Consider the following 16,708-nt stretch of genomic DNA (forward strand, 5'->3'; position numbering starts at 1 on the left):
CTCAATGGAGCGCATACCAGGGCATGACATCGCGCGGGCGCAGGCCGTAACGCTGGACAAGCTCAAGCCGCACCATGCCCTTGAGCACCGAAAGCGCGCTCGCCTCGTCGACGCTCCCGGCGGCGATGTCGGCATCGCAGTCCGCGCGCTCGGGCAGTTCGAGGCCGAACGGCGCGACCTCGCGCCAGAAGGCGTCCCAGCCGAGCGGTGCCAGCCACTCTTCCACATCTTCCCGGTCCTCGAAGCTCTGCATCCTGGAAGCATGCCGAAACCGGACCGGCCAATGCAAATCGTGTCATCAAAGCGAGGCTCAGCATGGGTTTGACGGTCTCAGAGGAATTGCGCCGGGTCTTCGAACTGGCATCCTTGCGCAAGGATGCAAGGGCGCTCAAGAGCCCGCGCCAGTGGGGCGAGCGGCAGGCGATCCAGTCCCGCTGCGATCGGGCCCGCGCCCGCGAGAAGGATCTTTATGCATCGCGTTACCTGAGCCGCGTCGAACAGACCCGTCGCCGGCTGATCGACGAGGCGGCGCAAAAATCGTTCGATCTCAAGCCGGCCTGGGCGGAACATGACCGCTTCGATGCCGCCGCCACGCTCCGGCAGGCGCAGCGCGAGGTGCGCGAGGCCCATCACCAGCGCATTGCCCGTATCGACGACTTCGAAAGCCAGAAACTGCGCGAGCTCGTCCAACGCTCCATGCGCGAGAACAATTGGCGCGGCAAGGCGCGCGAAGAGTTTGGGCGCGTCACCGACCGCCGCAGCGGCATTGAGCGGCGGGGCCGGCGCAACCGGCCGCGGCAGCGATGATCCGGGCAGGACACGGCGTCAAGCTGTGCGGTTGCACAGGTTACGTCAAATGAAACGAAACAAAGTTGCGCGGATTTGTCTTGGGTGTACTAGGAATAATGTCCTAGTATGTTCGCTGAATGTTCTGGTAGCAAGCAACGAAAGGAGACGACCATGAACTATTTTTACGACCCCAAGGAAAAAGACCGGGTGATGGAAGCCCGGGAGAGCTTCTCGGGAAGGCTTTTGACCGATCCCCAGTTCGACGAGGCGATGGCCAATACCGGCATCATCGAGCGCGAGATCAAGAAGTCCGGCGCCTTCAAGGAAAAGCTCTCCGACTACGCCTACGCCTTTGCCCGCACCGAGAAGATCGACCTGGCCAAGGGCGAGACCATTCTTCGCGATCTCTTCCGCATACGCACCGGCAAGTCGATGAACCAGATGCGTGAGGAGCTGGCCGAGCGCGAGCAGAAGCTGACCGAGCCGCAGCGCAAGCTTGCCTATGATTATGCGCTGGGCGTCGGCGACATGATCGAAAAAGGCGACAAGATCAACTTCAACCGTGCCTTCGCCCATCAGGGCGCGGCGCTTGCCGACGAGCTCGGCATCACCGATGCCGGCGCCAAGCGGCTGATGAAGGAGGAGTTCAAGGCCGCCGAGAACGCGGAGCTTTACGATTGGGGCAAGGAGCTCGAGGAGCAGTTCTACCGCCCGCAGATCGAGGCCGAGAAGGAAGCCCGCGAGCAAAAGAACGGGCGCGGTGAGCGCAGCCGCCGCTTCCAGCGTTCGGCCTCGGGCCGCGAGGATGGCGATGATGTCCGCGAGGCCCCGGCGCGGCGCCAGGGCGCCTCGCGCTCGCGTGTCGGCCCGCGGCCTTGAGGGGAGCTGGCGGTATGCGGAGTTTGACGACAAATGACGAGCATGGGGGCCGCGCCGTAACGGTACGCGGCCCCCATCGATCCGGGCTGGAGGACGATATCGATGAGGACGCGGCCTGCCCGCCGCGTCCGCTCGGGCCGATTGAGGTCGATTGGCGGCTGTTTGAACATCACCTGGCCGATAGCGATCTTAGCGAGGATCAAAAGCGTGAATTTATCGAGGCGCTCTGGTATATTATCATCACCTTTGTCGATCTCGGCTTCGGCATCGAACCCGTCCAGCAAGCCATGCGCCTTGCGGCTGCGTCCTCGAATGAAGAGGACGCGGCAACGCAGAAGGAGTCCGGCCCTGGCGCTGCGTTCGGCAAGACCGGAGGCGACCGGGAAGCCGGACACAACCAACAAGCCGGACACAACAAAGAAGAAGGAGACGATCCAGGAGGAAACACATCATGAAGTTCGATCAGAAGAACCACAACGTCACCCGCGCGGTGATCTATTGCCGCGTCAGCAGCCGCGCCCAGGTCAAGAGAGGCGATGGTTTGGGCTCACAAGAGACCCGATGCCGGCAATATGCGGCCTATAAGGGGTATGCCGTCGAGCGCCTGTTCACCGACGATCTGACCGGGCGCCGCGCCGATCGTCCCGGCCTGATGGCGCTGCTCACCTATCTGCAGGCCGACCGCAAGAACCCGCGTGTCGTCATCGTTGACGATCTGACGCGTTTTGCCCGCAATGTGCGTGTTCACTTCGAATTGCGGCAGGCGATCTCGCGGGCCGGCGGCATTCTGGAATCCCCCTCGGTCGAACTGCGCGATGACGCCGACGGCGAGCTTCACGAATATATCCTGGCTTCGGTCTCGCAGCACCAGAGCCGCAAGAATGCCGAGCAGACCTTGAACCGGATGCAGGCGCGCTGCCTCAACGGCTATTACGTCTTCGCCGCGCCGGTCGGCTACAAATACAAGAAGCGCGACGGCCACGGCAAAATGCTGGTGCGCGACGAGCCGCTGGCCTCGATCGTGCAGGAAGCGCTCGAAGGTTATGCATCCGGGCGTTTTGCCAGCCAGGTCGAGGTCAAGCGCTTCCTCGAGGCCCAGCCCGAATATCCCAAGGACCTGCCCAACGGAGAAATCCGCAATCAGCGTGTCAACGACCTGCTCACCCGCATCACCTATGCGGGATACATCGAAGTGCCCAAATGGGAGATTCCGCTTCGCGAGGCCAAACACAAGGGCCTGATCACGCGCCAGACCTTTCAAAAAATCCAGGACCGCTTGAAGGGCGGCGCCAAGGCGCCGGCGCGCCGCGATATTAGCGCCGACTTCCCGCTTCGAGGCTTTGTCACCTGTGGTTCGTGCGGGCGTCCCCTGACCGCCTGCTGGTCGACCAGCCGCACCGGCAAGAAGCACCCCTATTATCTCTGCCACAACAACGACTGCGTCGATCGCCGCAAATCGATCCCGCGTGACCAGGTCGAGGGCGCGTTCGAAGCGATGCTTCACGACCTGACGCCGACGCGCCGCATGTATGCGATCGGCAAGGAGATGTTCCGCACCGGCTGGGAGATGCGCCGCGCGCAGGTCGACGGACTTATCGAAGCCATGCGCGCCGAGATCGTCAGCATCGAACGCCAGGTCGAGCAGATCGTCGATCTGATCGTAAAGGCGACCTCCACGACCGCGGTCCAGGCCTACGAAAAGCGGCTTGCCAAACTGGAGCGCGACAAGCTGATTGCGGCTGAAAAGATGCAGGTGAAGCCGGCCCCACCGCGGTCCTTCGACGAAATGTTCGAACTCGCCATGGCCTTCCTCGCAAGCCCTTGGAAACTATGGGCTTCGGAGCGTCTGGACGACAAACGAACGGTGCTGAAACTGGTCTTTGCCGAGCGGCTGGCCTACCACCGCGAAGACGGGTTTCGAACCGCAAAAACCACCATACCATTCAACATGTTAGGAGGTCACGAGATGGCAAAAAGTGGATTGGCGCACCCGACAGGATTCGAACCTGTGACCTCTGCCTTCGGAGGGCAGCGCTCTATCCAGCTGAGCTACGGGTGCAGGCCGGTCGGCCGGCGATCATTCGCCAAGCTTGAACGAAAGCTGGACGACGTCGCCGCTTCTTAGCCGAAGCAGGCCGGTGCATCAATGAGGAAATCGAGCCGCATGCGGACTGAAGGCGGAGACCCGGCTTCCAGGCCTGCCGGGTAGGACTGGTGGAAAGGTGGCGGCGCGCCGAAAGAGCGGGCGTTCGTCGCCGCGCGTGCCCGCCGCCTTCGGCCCGCCATCCGCTTTCAGCACCGTCCTCGCGGCCGCCGGTGCCGGCGATAGCCTCGCACGGGCGTCGCCGGGCAAGATTGGAGCAAGTTTTGTCGAGCATGGTTGCCCGAACAGCTGTGATTCGACCGGCCGTCGCGTCCGCCGTTCCGGAGGACATCCATGATCGAGTTTCCGTGTGCCACCATATTCGCCGCATGTCCGTTCGCGCACGCTGCGGCCGCGCGGAACCATGTCGCGCCGGTTGTCGATGACGCCGAGGCCAATATCGTGCCGTGGCAGGCCGATACGGCTGGCGGAGAGCCGATCGTTACCGCCGGCGCCGGTGTGGGCGGCGCTTGACGGCACGGTTTGGCCCAGGCGCGAAACGCGAAGGACAGGCATGCGGCGATTCGGTTTTCTCGGCGGCTTGTCGATCACCTTCAAGCTGATCCTGGGCGCGGTTTTCGTCAATCTGGCGGCGTTCGCCTCGTCGATCCTCATCGTTGACCGGATGGCCGGGGCCGACCTCCAGGCGCTCGCCATCGACGGCTGGGCCATGCGGACCGGCCAGATCGCCGCGGCCGCGGCCGGGGGCATCGGGTCGAAAACGCCTGACCTGGTTGCCGAGGCCTATGCCGGTTATCAAGCCGATCCCGACAGGAGGCTGCTGATGGCCGCGGCGTTCGGCGCCGACACGGTCGAGATCGCCGGTTTCGTCGCGCCGGGCGTCGACGCGGCGCCGATCGAAGCAGCGATCGCCGCGCTCGTCGCGGCCGCGCCGGAGACGATCCGCACCACGCGGCTCGATGGCAGCGTCGTCATGGTCGCGCCGGCCGGCCGCGCCCCGAGCGGCAGACCGCTCGGACATATCGCGCTGGCGTGGAACACGGCCCCGATCGAGGATGTCAGCGGTTCGCTCTACGCCGGCCTGGCCCTCGTGCAGACGGTGTCGACCTTATTTCTGATCGTTCTTCTGTCGTGGATTGTCGGCAGGCTGATCTGCAAACCGTTGCGCGCCCTTGCCGGGCGCGTCGACGCGCTCGCGGCCGGCGATCTCGATCCCCCGGTCGCGCAGCGCCGGCGCGTCGATGAGATCGGCCACGTCGCCCGCGCGCTCGAGGACTTCCGCGCCATTTTAGCCGAACGGCGCGCGGCCGACCGTGACGTTGAGGCCCAGCGCCACGACATTGAGCGGGAGCGCGTTCGTAACGAGGCTGCCCGCGCCGCAGCGGCCAAGCTGCAGTCCGCGGTAGTCAGGCTGCTGGGCGCCGGCCTCGTTCGGCTCGCCGACGGCGACCTCACCACGCGGCTTACGGTCGATGTCCCGGCCGAGTTCCGCAAGTTCCGGGATGATTTCAATCGCGCGATGGACCGCCTCCAGGATACTATCGGCCGCGTCGCCGACACTGGATGCCGGCTCGAAAGCGGCGCCGGCGGGGTACGCGCCGCCGCGGTCGAATTCGCCCGCCGCGCCGAGCAGCAGGCCGCGGCGCTGGAACAAACCGTAGCCGCGGTCAACGACGTTGCCAGTTCGGTCACGGCTACTGCCAAGGGCGCGGCCGAGACGAGGGCCGCCATGTCGGAAGTGGCGCGCGACGCCGATCGTGCCGCCACGGTCGTCAGCCAGACGATCGTGGCGATGACCGGCATCGAAAAATCCTCGCGCGAGATCACCAAGATCACCGGCGTGATCGACGAAATCGCCTTTCAGACCAACCTCCTGGCGCTTAATGCCCGGGTCGAGGCTGCGCGCGCCGGTGAGGCCGGTAAGGGGTTCGCGGTCGTCGCCCAGGAGGTGCGTGCGCTCGCACGGCGTTCGGCCGAGGCCGCGCGCGAAATCAAACAACTGATCAAGGTTTCCGCGAGCGAGGTGAAGGACGGCACCCGGCTGGTGTCGGAGACCGGCGAGTTCATCGACAGCATCGGCGGCCGGGTCGGGTCCCTCGACGCGATTGTCAGCATCATCGCCAAGGCGGCCGAGGAGCAGGCACAGACCCTGCGCGACGTCGACCGGGCGATAAACGGCATCGACGCCGCGACCCGACGAGGCGCGGCGCTGGCCGAGCAGTTTGCCGCGACTGGCCACACAGTCGCGCACGATGGCGCGGCACTGATGGATCTGATCGCCGATTTTCGCGTCGAGGCCGGTTATCGGGTCGGAGGCCCGGCATCGCTCACGCCGTCCCACCAGGCAGGGTCACCGCCAGTGCCCCGTGCTGCGACCGACGGCGCCACCGCGCTTGCGCTTGACGCCGAGACGGATGGCTGGCGGGAATTTTAGGCTCAGGCTTCAAGCCGAACGGCCAACGCCCTAGCCCGCGATGACCGCATCGGCTTCGAATTCGACAAGCCATTCCGGGTTGACGAAACGATTACGGCCATGATCGTGTCCACCGGTCGGACGTCCTTGAAATATTCCTTCCGAACGTCAAGGGCGGTTTTCCAGTTGTAGATGTCCGTCAGAACTACGCGAGTGCGTACCACATCATGAAGACCGGAGCCGGCCTCCTCAAACGCCGCCTTGATGATTTCGATACATTGGCGCGTTTGCGCCGCGACGTCGCCCACGCCCACGGTCTTGCCGTCTTGCCATCTTGCCCGACCGGGGCGGTTCCGCCGATCGATATCAACGGGCCAACTCTGACAGCGCGGCTGAAACCGACGATTGCCTCCATTGGATTTCCGTTTGAAATCAGTTCTCGATCGAACATCACGACGCGCCCTCACTCGCAGCTTCCGACGGCCGACGGTAGGGCAATGGTGGTCAAATAACCATCGTTTGGTATTCCGGACTGCTTCGTGCGGGAAGCATTTCCGGCGCGATGCGCATCGGCGCCGGGGCGCAGGGAGCCCAGTCTGTGTCCGGCTTGAGTATCGGCGGGGTAATGCGCCCGGCACGATTTGTCGAAACATGCGTCGCACCGGGTTCTACTGCCGATCGCCGGCGAAGCCTCCGGCCAGATTTTTTGTCGTGCGGCCGGGGCCGGCGAGTTGACAGGCGCGCGCGGTGACGGGCTTGCTGCGCGCGGATCGACGATGGAGAGGCGTTTTGGGTGCGTTGCTGGACAAAGACCGTCTGTTTCCGATCGAGCCGGGCGCGCGGGCGCTGGCGCGGCGGCTTTACGATCTTGTCCGCGACCTGCCTATCGTCAGCCCGCACGGTCATACCGATCCGCGCTGGTTCGCGCGCGACGAGCCTTTCGCCGATCCCGCCGAGTTGCTTGTCATCCCGGACCATTACGTGTTGCGCATGCTCATCAGCCAGGGCGTGCGTCTCGACGCTCTCGGCGTCGCCAGACTATCGGGCGAACGGCGCGAAACCGACCGCCGCGCCGTGTGGCGGCTTTTTGCCGAGCATTATCACCTGTTTCGCGCCACCCCGACCCGGCTATGGCTCGACCACACCTTCGAGACGCTATTTTCCATGACCGTGCCGCTCGGACCCGAAACCGCGGATTGCTACTACGACCGCATCGCCGAGCAACTGGCAGGGGCGGAGTTCCGGCCGCGCCGACTTTTCGAGCGTTTCAACCTCGAGGTCCTGGCGACGACGGAGGGCGCGCTCGACGATCTTGCCTGGCACGAGCAGATAGCCGCCTCCGGCTGGAGCGGGCGCGTCATCACCACGTACCGGCCCGATTCCGTCACCGACCCCGATTACGAGGGTTTCGGTGACAATCTGCGCCGGTTCGGCGAGGTCACCGGCTGCGATACGCAAAGCTGGAGCGGATATCTGGAGGCCCATCGACGTCGCCGCGCCTTCTTTCGCGCCGCCGGCGCCACCGCGACCGACCATGGCCATCCCACCGCTGATACCGCCGACCTGTCGCCGGCCGAAGCCGCCGAACTTTATGCGCTCGTGGCCGGTGGCCGCGCAGGGGCCGGCGAGGCGACCCTATTCAGGGCGCAGATGCTGACCGAAATGGCGCGCATGAGCGTCGAGGACGGCATGGTCATGCAGATCCACGCCGGCGCGCGCCGCAACCATTCGCCGGCGATCCACCGGCTGTTCGGCCGCGACAAGGGCTTCGATATGCCAGGCCGCGCCTCCTATGTCGACGCGCTGAAACCGATGCTCGACGCGGTCGGCCTCGAGCCCGGCCTGAACGTCATTGTGTTTACCCTCGACGAGACCGCCTATGCGCGCGAACTCGCCCCGCTTGCGGGTGCCTATCCATGCCTCACCCTCGGCCCGCCCTGGTGGTTTTACGACAGTGTCGAGGGCATGCTGCGCCACCGCCGCGCGACCGTCGAAACGGCGGGGTTCTACAACACCGCCGGCTTCAATGACGACACCCGCGCCTTTCCCTCCATACCCGCGCGTCACGACGTCGCCCGCCGCGTCGACTGCGCCTTTCTGGCCGAGCTCGTCCTGACCGGTCGGCTGCGCGAGGATGAGGCGGCAGACCTTGCCGCGGACCTGGCCGTCAATCTGGCCCGGGCCGCCTATCGGCTCTGAGCGGGAAGGGGCGCCGGCTTCAGCGCGTCGCGCGCGGAATACCGATGCTCTCGAGCGCATCGGAAAGGTTCGCGCAATAAGGGTCGAGGCCGAAATCGGTCGGCGTGACCGCGTGCTCGAAGTCGAGCTCGCGGTGCTCCATGCAGTAGCGATCCCACGGCGAAAGCCGGATGCGGAAGGCGCGGATCGCCGATTCCGCCATCCAGTCGCGCAGCCGCAGGCGCCGCCCGACCGGACGGCCGATATGGGCGCAATAGGCCGCGACGAAATCGTCGACGCTCATAGCCGGATTGCCGAGCACCAGCCGCTCGGCGCCGGCGCGTTCGCCTGGTGGCGCGTCGACGAGATGCGCGACGATCCGGGCGATGTCTTCCGCGTGGATGAAATGAAAACGGCCATCCGCCGAAAGCCGGCGCACGAGACCCGCCCAGCGGCCGGCCTCGATCAGCAGCCGGGCGAAATGCGAATGGGTCTCCGGTCCGGTCCCGCCGATCACCAGAGTGGGAAACAGGCCGACCATGTCGACCCGCTCGGCCATGGCCTCCATGGCGCCGACGAGCTGGAATTTGGAGCGGATATAGTCGGTGCCCAGCGCGTCGGCAGCCGAAAGCAAGGCGCCGTTGCGGGCAAGCACGCTGGCGCTCGAAAAATAAAACACGCGGCCGCCATCGGTGACCAGGGCGGCGGCGACGCGATTGGCGTCGAGATTGAGCTGAAAAGCTTCCGGTCCGCCCCAGGCGGCGGCGGCGAGCACCGCGGCGTCGACCGCGCCGATCTCGGCCCGGTGGTCGCCGATCGCGCGCATGTCGGCCGTCACAAGTGTGATGCGCGGGTGATCCCGCGTCCACGCCTCCAGCCGGGTGGGATCGCGCACCACAAGCACCTGCTCGTGGGGTGTTTGCGCGGCGATGCGCGCGACGATGCGCCGTCCGACACAGCCTGTCGCGCCCGTGATCAGGATACGCTTGTGCGTCACTGTCGTTCCCCTGCCGCAAGGCATCGGCGAGGCCCTCGCCCGGGCGTTGCCGCGGCGCCGACGCGCGGCTCGATTGACCTTGCGTCGAAAACCCGTCTATGGCTTGCGCATGGTTGGGCCAGGGGCGCAATAGCCCCGCCGGCTGGCGGATGCAATCGCGTCGCGGGCGCTGCGTCCGAAACCGGATGTCGAGAGGCCCTGGGAGAGGGTGCGTGCTGGCCAAGGCGATGAGGCGAGCCGTCGAGCGGCCGATGCTGGTGCTGACGCCGATCCTCGCGCTCCAGACCCTGCCCACCCTGTGGGCGAAAGAGGTTTGGTTTCCCGACGAGCCACGCCATGCCGCCGCCTTCATGCAGATGATGGAAAACGGCCACTGGCTGGTGCTTCACGTCGGCCAGATACCCTATCCCGACAAGCCGCCGCTCTATTTCTGGATGCTGGCCGGGCTGAGCTGGCTATTCGACAGTCGCGACCCGGCCCTGTTCCAGTTCGCCGCCGCGCTGTCGGCGCTTTTTTTCCTCACCGCGACGGTTCATGCCGCGCGGGCCTTTTGCCTGCCGCGCAGCGTCCCGCTGCTGGCTGGGCTCGTGCTCCTGACGGATCATTTCTTTATCGAGCGTGCGCATTTCCCGCGCATGGACCTGTTGTTTTGCACCTTCATCCTGTTGAGCCATGTCTTTTTCTACCGCGCGGCGACGGGACCGCGGGACCTCACGCCGCGCGCGGCGATGCTCGCCTTCGCCATGGCCGGCCTGGCGACGCTGACGAAGGGACCTATCGGGATCCTGCTGCCGCTGGCGGGCCTCGTTCTGTTTCTCGCCCGCGAACGCCGGCTCGCCGCGCTGCTCGACCGTGGCTACGGGGCGGGCCTAGCCGTCTACGCCGCCATGATGGCAACCTATCTGGCCGGTGTCGTCGCCGTCGAAGGTTTGGGCTTCCTGCACGCCATTCTCGTCGAGCAAACGCTTGCGCGCGCGCTCGATACCTGGATCGCGGCCGAGCCGTTTTATTTTTATCTGCGTCGGCTGCCGGAATTCTGGCTGCCCTGGACGGTGCTGCTGTTTTTCCTGCCCTGGCGCCGGCTGGGCGAAAGCGCGTTTTGGCGTACGCTGTGGGGTGCGCCGCAAAAAAGCGGCGAACACAAGGGCCGCGCCTATCTCTGGATCACGGCCCTCGGCAGCCTGGCGATCATATCGAGCTTCGACTACAAAGTCCGCTTCCTGGTGCTGACCTTCTACCCGCAGACGGCGATGCTGATCGCGTTGTTTTTGGCCGAGCTTCCCCGCTCCAGGCGCGTGGCCGTGTTTTCGGTCGTGCTCGGCTTCCTGGCGGTGCTTGTCACCGCCCTGCCGGCCTTGCCGCAGGCGCTGCCGTGGCCGGAGCGGATCAAGGGCGAATGGATGATCTTTGCCACCGGACTGGTGGCGCTGGCGTTACTCGTTATGCTGCGTCGTCGGCCCCCGATTATCTTCGTAGGCAGCCTGGCGACCGGGCTGGCGCTGGTGTTTCTGCCCTATTACCTACTGACCATCCGGGGCTTGAACGATACAATGTCGCCGCGCGTGCAAGGCGAGATCATGGGCCGGCACGCCGATGCCGGTTATGCGCTCTATTATTACGATCCGCCCTTCAGCGAAGGCATGTTCGATTATTATGCCGGCCGCGCCGTACCGAACATCTGGGGCACAAAGGCGTTGGCCGCCGCCGTGGCCGGCAAGTCCTGCGGCGTTGTCGCCATGCGCGATCGCTACTGGCGCTCCTGGGACAACCGGCCCGAGGGCATGGAACTGATCGACGAGCGCATTCTCGACCGGCGCACGATCATGCTGTTGCGTTGGCGGCGCGGAGCGGACGGGGAAAAACCCTGCACTGTCCCGGCGGCGGCGTCGTGACGGCGGCACGAGACCCGTTCCGGCGCACGGTGGCGAGCACGCTCGCAGACCTCAACAGCCTCTTTGGCATCGACCCGGCCCCGTCGCCGTTGGCCACGCCGGAGGCGGCCGCGAAGGTCCGCGTCTTCGTCAGCCTGACGACCATCCCGCCGCGCATCGGTGGGCTCGGCCGCTGCCTCGATTCCCTTCTGGCGCAGTCGCATCCGCCCGAGCGCATCTTCGTCAACGTGCCACGCGACTATCGTCGCTTCGGCAGGTTGGACGCGGTTCCAGCCTGGCTCGGCGATCGCGATGAGCGCATCGAGGTCGTCCGCTGCGAGCACGACCACGGTCCGGCGACCAAGTTTCTCGGCGCGCTCGATCGCGTGCCGCGCACGCCCGACGCGCTGATGGTGGTCGTCGACGACGACGTCGCCTACCGCGATTACATGGTGTCGACATTCGCACGCGCCCATGCCGCCGATCCGCACCGCGCCCATTCCTTCTTCACATTCCGCTATCGCGGCGTCACCGTTGGCCAGGGGGTCGACGGCATCGCGCTACCGGCGGCGGCGCTCGACGGCATTGCGGATTTCTGGGCCCGGATCGCCAATGACGAGGACGCCTTCTTGGTCGACGATCTGTGGCTGTCCTACTATCTGCAGCGCGCCGGGCGCCCCGTCATCAGCCTGGCGCGCCAACGGCCGGATCGCGAGCCGGTCTACACGATCTACAACGATGCCGGTTCCTTGCTCGGCCTGACCGGCGCGAACCGGCGCTGGAAGGCGATGGCCGGCGCACGGCGCGCGCTGCGAGCGGCCTTCGGCGCCTGAGAACGGGCTTGCGGTCCGGCCGCGACCGGCGTTTGATAGTTACATTTTCGATGGTTACAAACGCAACGACTTGACCGCAACGCCGCAAGGAGGCGCGATTGGCCTTTTCCTACATGCCGGGCTTCGGCAACGATTTCGAGACCGAATCGCTTCCCGGCGCGCTGCCGCAGGGCATGAACTCGCCGCAACGGCCCGCCTACGGGCTTTACGCCGAGCAACTTTCGGGCTCGCCCTTCACCGCGCCGCGCGGCACCAACGAACGATCCTGGCTCTACCGCATCCGGCCGAGTGTCCGGCATACCGCGCGCTTTTCCGCCTTCGCGCAGCCGCACTGGAAAAGCGCGCCCAATGTCGACGATCACCAGCTGGCGCTCGGGCAGTTGCGCTGGGACCCGGTGCCGATACCGACAGTCGAAACCGATTTCGTCGCCGGCATCCGCACCGTGACCACGGCCGGCGACGTGCTGACACAGGTCGGCATGGCCGCGCATGTCTATGTCGCCAATGTCGACATGGTCGACGATCATCTCTTCAACGCCGACGGCGAACTGCTTGTCGTGCCGCAACAAGGCGGCCTGCGCTTCGTCACCGAGATGGGCGTGATCGAGGTTGCGCCCGGCGAAATCTGCGTGCTGCCGCGCGGCCTGGTGTTCAAGGTCGAGCTGATCGACGGTCCGGCGCGCGGCTATCTGTGCGAGAATTACGGCGCCAAATTCACCCTGCCCGACCGGGGGCCGATCGGCGCCAATTGCCTGGCCAATCCGCGCGATTTCAAGACGCCCGTCGCCTGGTTCGAGGAAAAGGACATGCCGTGCCGGCTGATCGTCAAATGGTGCGGCCGCTTCCATGTCACCGAGATCGGCCATTCGCCGCTCGACGTGGTCGCCTGGCACGGCAACTACGCGCCCTACAAATACGATCTGTCGACCTTCTCGCCGGTGGGTGCGATCCTGTTCGACCATCCCGACCCGTCGATCTTCACCGTTTTGACCGCGCCGTCGGGCGAGGACGGCACGGCCAATATCGATTTCGTCATCTTCCCGCCGCGCTGGCTGGTGGCCGAAAACACGTTTCGCCCCCCCTGGTACCACCGCAACATCATGAGCGAGTTTATGGGCCTGATCCGGGGCCAGTACGACGCCAAGGAAGAGGGTTTCGTGCCCGGCGGCATGAGCCTGCACAACATGATGCTCGCCCATGGGCCCGACGCGACCGGTTTTGAAAAGGCCTCGCGCGCCGATTTGAAGCCGGTCAAGCTCGACGACACCATGGCCTTCATGTTCGAGACCCGCTTTCCGCAGATGCTGACGCGTTTCGCCGCCGAGCTCGAGACCTTGCAGGACAACTATATCGATTGCTGGCGCGACCTGAAAAAGCGCTTCAACGGCACCAGGGAAGGCGATTGGAGCTGATCTCCGGCGCCGGCCATCAGGCGAACTTGAACCGATAGACGGGGACACCCATCCATGACCAAATCCTTCGCCTCCGCCGGCGACCTGGCCGAAAAGAAGATCTCCTTCACCGAGATCGGCCGCGATCTGTGGGCTTTCACCGCCGAGGGCGATCCCAATACCGGCGTCATCATCGGCGACGATTGCGTGATGATCGTCGACGCCCAGGCCACGCCGCGTCTCGCCAACAAGGTGATCGAGAAGGTGCGCTCGGTCACCGACAAGCCGATCAAATATGTCGTGCTGACCCATTATCACGCTGTGCGCGTGCTCGGCGCTTCGGCCTATGGCGCGTCGGAGACGATCATGTCCGACACGGCGCGGGCGATGGTGGTCGAACGCGGCCAGGAGGACTGGGAGTCCGAGTTCGGCCGCTTCCCGCGCCTGTTCGAGGGGCATGAATCGATTCCGGGCCTGACCTGGCCGAGCCTGACCTTCTCCAGGAGCGCGACCTTCTTCCTTGGCAAGCGCCGGGTCGATCTGCGCTTCCTCGGCCGCGCCCACACCGCCGGCGACATCGTGGCGTTCGTGCCGGACGCCAATGTCATGTTCACCGGCGACATCGTTGAATATCACTCCGCCTGCTATTGCGGCGACGGCCATTTCGGCGACTGGCCGGCGACGCTGGAGGCGATCCGGGCCTATCGCCTCGACGCGATTGCGCCAGGGCGCGGCGACGCGCTGGTCGGCGAGAAGATGGTCAACGCCGCGCTCGACAACACCGCCGATTTCGTCACCTCGACCTTCCGGCCGATCATGCGCATCGCCCAGGGCGGCGGTTCCTTGAAACAGGCATGGGACGCCTGTCGTGCCGCCTGCGACCCGAAATTCGCCGATTACGCGATCTACGAACATTGCCTGCCGTTCAACGTGGCGCGCGCCTATGACGAGGCGCTCGGCATCGACACGCCGCGCATCTGGACGGCCGAACGCGACCGCGAGATGTGGGCAAGGCTGCAGGGATGAAGACGGCCGACGCCGACAGCGACGCGAAATCCGGCGAGCAAGGAGCCGCAATGCAGCCCTATCGCCTGATGGCGCTGAACAATGCCTGGGCCAATGCGCGGCTATACGGCGCGCTGCGCGACCTGTCGGCCGCGGCCTTCACCGCCGCGCGTCCGGGGTTTTTCCCGTCGCTGGCCGCAACGCTCAACCATATCCACGAGGTCGATCTTTATTACCTCGACGCGCTCGAGCGTGGCGGCGCCGGGCGCGCGGTCTACGACCGGCCCGAGATCGACGATCCGGCCGCGCTCGGTGCCCTGCAGGCCGAGGCCGATCTGCGTCTGGCGCGGTTTTGCCAGGCGCTCGACCCGGCCGCGCTCGCCGAGACGCGGGTGACGGCGCGCGCGGACGGCGCGGTGACGGAACGGGTCGACGCGCTGCTGCTGCATCTTTTCCAGCACCAGATCCACCATCGCGGCCAGGCGCATGTGCAAGTGCAGCATGCCGGGATCGCACCGCCGCAGCTCGACGAATTCTATCTCGATTACGACCGCCATCCCACGGCCGCGCCCTATCACCGATAGCGCGTGAGGCAGGGGCCGGGGTCGGGTCGACGGGAGGACGACCAGCATCATGAACCGAATCTTCGAAACCCCGCTTTATGCCTATCGGCGCTCGCCCGATCAGGACGCAGCCACGCCCGCGCGCCGTCCGGTCGTCGTGGTCGGTGCGGGGCCGGTCGGGCTTGCCGCGGCGATCGACCTGGCGCTGAACGACGTGCCCGTCGTCGTGCTCGACGACAACGACAAGGTGTCGTTCGGCTCGCGCGCGATCTGCTTTGCCAAGCGACCGCTGGAAATCCTCGACCGGCTGGGTTGCGGGGCGCCGATGGTTGAAAAGGGCGTCACCTGGAATCTCGGCAAGGTCTATTTCGGCCAGCGCCGGGTCTACGGGTTCAACCTGTTGCCGGAGGCGGGCCACAAGCGGCCGGCCTTCATCAACCTGCAGCAATATCATTTCGAAAAATATCTGGTAGACCGGGTCCGCGAGCTCGAGGCCGAGGGCAGGCCGATCGAGATCCGGGGTCGAAACCGGGTGACGGCGGTGGAGACCGGCGCGGACGGGGTGCGGCTTGAGGTTGAAACCCCCGATGGGCCGTACCGGCTCGAGGCGGACTGGCTAGTCGCCTGCGACGGCGCCGGCTCGCCGGTGCGCGCCATGATGGGGCTCGATTTCGTCGGCCGCGTGTTCGAAGACAATTTCCTGATCGCCGACGTGCGCATGGAGGCCGATTTTCCCACCGAGCGCTGGTTCTGGTTCGACCCGCCCTTCAACAAGGGCCAGTCCGCGCTGCTGCACAAGCAGCCCGACGGGATCTGGCGGATCGACCTGCAACTGGGCTGGGACATCGACAAGGAACGCGAGAAGAAGCCGGAAAACGTCATTCCGCGGCTGAAGGCGATGCTCGGCGAGGACGCGCGCTTCGAACTGGAATGGGTGTCGGTCTACACCTTCCAGTGCCGGCGCATGGAGCGCTTCCGGCACGGACGGGTGGTGTTTGCCGGCGACGCGGCGCACCAGGTTTCGCCGTTCGGCGCGCGCGGCGCCAATTCGGGCCTGCAGGACACCGACAATCTGGTCTGGAAGCTGAAACTGGTTCTCGACGGGTTGGCGCCCGAAAGCCTGCTCGACAGCTACGATGAAGAGCGCCTCCATGGCGCCGACGAGAATATCTGCAACTCGACCCGGTCGACCGATTTCATCACGCCGAAATCCGAAACCAGCCGGCTGTTTCGCGACGCGGTTCTCGATCTGTCGGAAAGCTTCGCGTTCGCCCGGCCGCTGGTCAATTCGGGCAGGCTGTCGGTGCCGTGCACCTATGACGGGTCGCCGCTCAACGGGCCCGACGCCGACGACATGCCTGCGCGGACACGGCCCGGCTCGCCGGCAGCCGACGCGCCGGTGGCCGGCGGCTGGCTGCTCGACCGGCTGGGCGGCGGCTTCCAGCTTCTGACAATCGATCGCGACGCGCCCGACCGGCTCGACGTCGACGGCGTCGAGATCGCACGGGTCGCGCTGGCGTCGGATGACGACCCGTCCGGGGGGCTTGCCGAGCGTTATCTCGGCGCGGCGTCGGGTGCGGTCTATCTGATGCGGCCCGACCAGCACGTGGCCGCGCGCTGGCTGGCCTTTGACGAAGAGGCCGTGCGCGCGGCTCTCAGGCGCGCGGTAGGGCGGGAGACATGAC

General features: G+C 65.8%; 16 protein-coding genes, 1 tRNA gene and 1 pseudogene. 14 read left to right on the forward strand and 4 right to left on the reverse strand.

What is annotated here, in order from left to right; translation table 11 throughout:
- Position 1: 1 nt before the first annotated feature.
- Complete coding sequence (locus GN330_RS12200) at positions 2-253, reverse strand: hypothetical protein (protein WP_156712995.1); 252 nt, start codon at positions 251-253, stop codon at positions 2-4.
- 86 nt (positions 254-339) lie between these two features.
- Here GN330_RS12200 and GN330_RS12205 point away from each other — a divergent pair, with 86 nt between their 5' ends.
- The 4 genes and pseudogenes from GN330_RS12205 to GN330_RS24210 all read left to right on the forward strand — a co-directional run.
- The gene (locus GN330_RS12205; RefSeq protein ID WP_156712996.1) at positions 340-807 is read left to right on the forward strand and encodes a hypothetical protein; all 468 of its coding nucleotides are present in this window, start codon (positions 340-342) and stop codon (positions 805-807) included.
- A 153-nt stretch (positions 808-960) separates the two neighbouring features.
- The gene (locus GN330_RS12210) at positions 961-1,668 is read left to right on the forward strand and encodes a hypothetical protein (protein WP_156712997.1); all 708 of its coding nucleotides are present in this window, start codon (positions 961-963) and stop codon (positions 1,666-1,668) included.
- 14 nt (positions 1,669-1,682) lie between these two features.
- A complete protein-coding gene (locus GN330_RS12215) occupies positions 1,683-2,123 on the forward strand; it encodes a hypothetical protein (protein WP_156712998.1) in 441 nt (146 codons plus the stop codon).
- A pseudogene (locus GN330_RS24210) lies at positions 2,120-3,109 on the forward strand (recombinase family protein); the annotation flags it as partial. The gene GN330_RS12215 and the pseudogene GN330_RS24210, both read left to right, overlap by 4 nt.
- Before the next feature lie 541 nt (positions 3,110-3,650).
- Here the strand turns inward: GN330_RS24210 and GN330_RS12225 are convergent.
- Positions 3,651-3,727: transfer RNA gene (locus GN330_RS12225), tRNA-Arg, on the reverse strand.
- 378 nt (positions 3,728-4,105) lie between these two features.
- Here GN330_RS12225 and GN330_RS12230 point away from each other — a divergent pair.
- Together GN330_RS12230 and GN330_RS12235 are read left to right on the forward strand one after the other, a co-directional pair.
- Positions 4,106-4,285 (forward strand): hypothetical protein, encoded by a 180-nt coding sequence (locus GN330_RS12230; RefSeq protein WP_156712999.1) that lies wholly within the window; start codon positions 4,106-4,108, stop codon positions 4,283-4,285.
- A 40-nt stretch (positions 4,286-4,325) separates the two neighbouring features.
- Positions 4,326-6,206 (forward strand): methyl-accepting chemotaxis protein, encoded by a 1,881-nt coding sequence (locus GN330_RS12235; protein WP_156713000.1) that lies wholly within the window; start codon positions 4,326-4,328, stop codon positions 6,204-6,206.
- 2 nt (positions 6,207-6,208) lie between these two features.
- Here GN330_RS12235 and GN330_RS24215 read toward each other — a convergent pair whose 3' ends face one another.
- Positions 6,209-6,499, reverse strand: a complete 291-nt coding sequence (locus tag GN330_RS24215; RefSeq protein WP_425487164.1) for a Rid family hydrolase — start codon at positions 6,497-6,499, stop codon at positions 6,209-6,211.
- On the opposite strand from GN330_RS24215, the gene GN330_RS23485 reads away from it, so the two are divergent.
- Positions 6,413-6,697, forward strand: coding sequence for a hypothetical protein (locus GN330_RS23485; protein ID WP_197435208.1), 285 nt, complete (start codon positions 6,413-6,415; stop codon positions 6,695-6,697). The genes GN330_RS24215 and GN330_RS23485 overlap by 87 nt on opposite strands.
- A gap of 277 nt (positions 6,698-6,974) precedes the next feature.
- Positions 6,975-8,384 carry a glucuronate isomerase gene (uxaC, locus tag GN330_RS12245; RefSeq protein WP_156713001.1) on the forward strand — a complete coding sequence of 470 codons (1,410 nt, stop codon included), beginning with the start codon at positions 6,975-6,977 and terminating at the stop codon, positions 8,382-8,384.
- A gap of 19 nt (positions 8,385-8,403) precedes the next feature.
- Here the strand turns inward: uxaC and GN330_RS12250 are convergent, their stop codons facing one another.
- Positions 8,404-9,360 carry an NAD-dependent epimerase/dehydratase family protein gene (locus tag GN330_RS12250; RefSeq protein ID WP_197435144.1) on the reverse strand — a complete coding sequence of 319 codons (957 nt, stop codon included), beginning with the start codon at positions 9,358-9,360 and terminating at the stop codon, positions 8,404-8,406.
- A 212-nt stretch (positions 9,361-9,572) separates the two neighbouring features.
- Between GN330_RS12250 and GN330_RS12255 the strand changes: the two genes are divergently transcribed.
- The 6 genes from GN330_RS12255 to GN330_RS12280 all read left to right on the forward strand — a co-directional run bounded on the left by GN330_RS12255 (position 9,573) and on the right by GN330_RS12280 (position 16,707).
- Entirely contained in the window at positions 9,573-11,252 is a 1,680-nt protein-coding gene (locus GN330_RS12255; protein WP_197435145.1) for a glycosyltransferase family 39 protein, read from the forward strand.
- Complete coding sequence (locus tag GN330_RS12260) at positions 11,249-12,064, forward strand: hypothetical protein (RefSeq protein WP_156713004.1); 816 nt, start codon at positions 11,249-11,251, stop codon at positions 12,062-12,064. The genes GN330_RS12255 and GN330_RS12260 overlap by 4 nt, the downstream gene beginning before the upstream one ends.
- Before the next feature lie 98 nt (positions 12,065-12,162).
- The gene (hmgA, locus tag GN330_RS12265; RefSeq protein WP_156713005.1) at positions 12,163-13,476 is read left to right on the forward strand and encodes a homogentisate 1,2-dioxygenase; all 1,314 of its coding nucleotides are present in this window, start codon (positions 12,163-12,165) and stop codon (positions 13,474-13,476) included.
- 54 nt (positions 13,477-13,530) lie between these two features.
- Positions 13,531-14,481 (forward strand): MBL fold metallo-hydrolase, encoded by a 951-nt coding sequence (locus tag GN330_RS12270; protein ID WP_156713006.1) that lies wholly within the window; start codon positions 13,531-13,533, stop codon positions 14,479-14,481.
- Entirely contained in the window at positions 14,478-15,044 is a 567-nt protein-coding gene (locus tag GN330_RS12275) for a DinB family protein (RefSeq protein WP_246188664.1), read from the forward strand. The genes GN330_RS12270 and GN330_RS12275 overlap by 4 nt, the downstream gene beginning before the upstream one ends.
- A gap of 49 nt (positions 15,045-15,093) precedes the next feature.
- The gene (locus GN330_RS12280) at positions 15,094-16,707 is read left to right on the forward strand and encodes an FAD-dependent oxidoreductase (RefSeq protein ID WP_156713007.1); all 1,614 of its coding nucleotides are present in this window, start codon (positions 15,094-15,096) and stop codon (positions 16,705-16,707) included.
- Position 16,708: the final 1 nt, after the last annotated feature.

This window comes from Nitratireductor arenosus (assembly GCF_009742725.1).
Classification (GTDB): domain Bacteria; phylum Pseudomonadota; class Alphaproteobacteria; order Rhizobiales; family Rhizobiaceae; genus Mangrovimarina; species Mangrovimarina arenosa.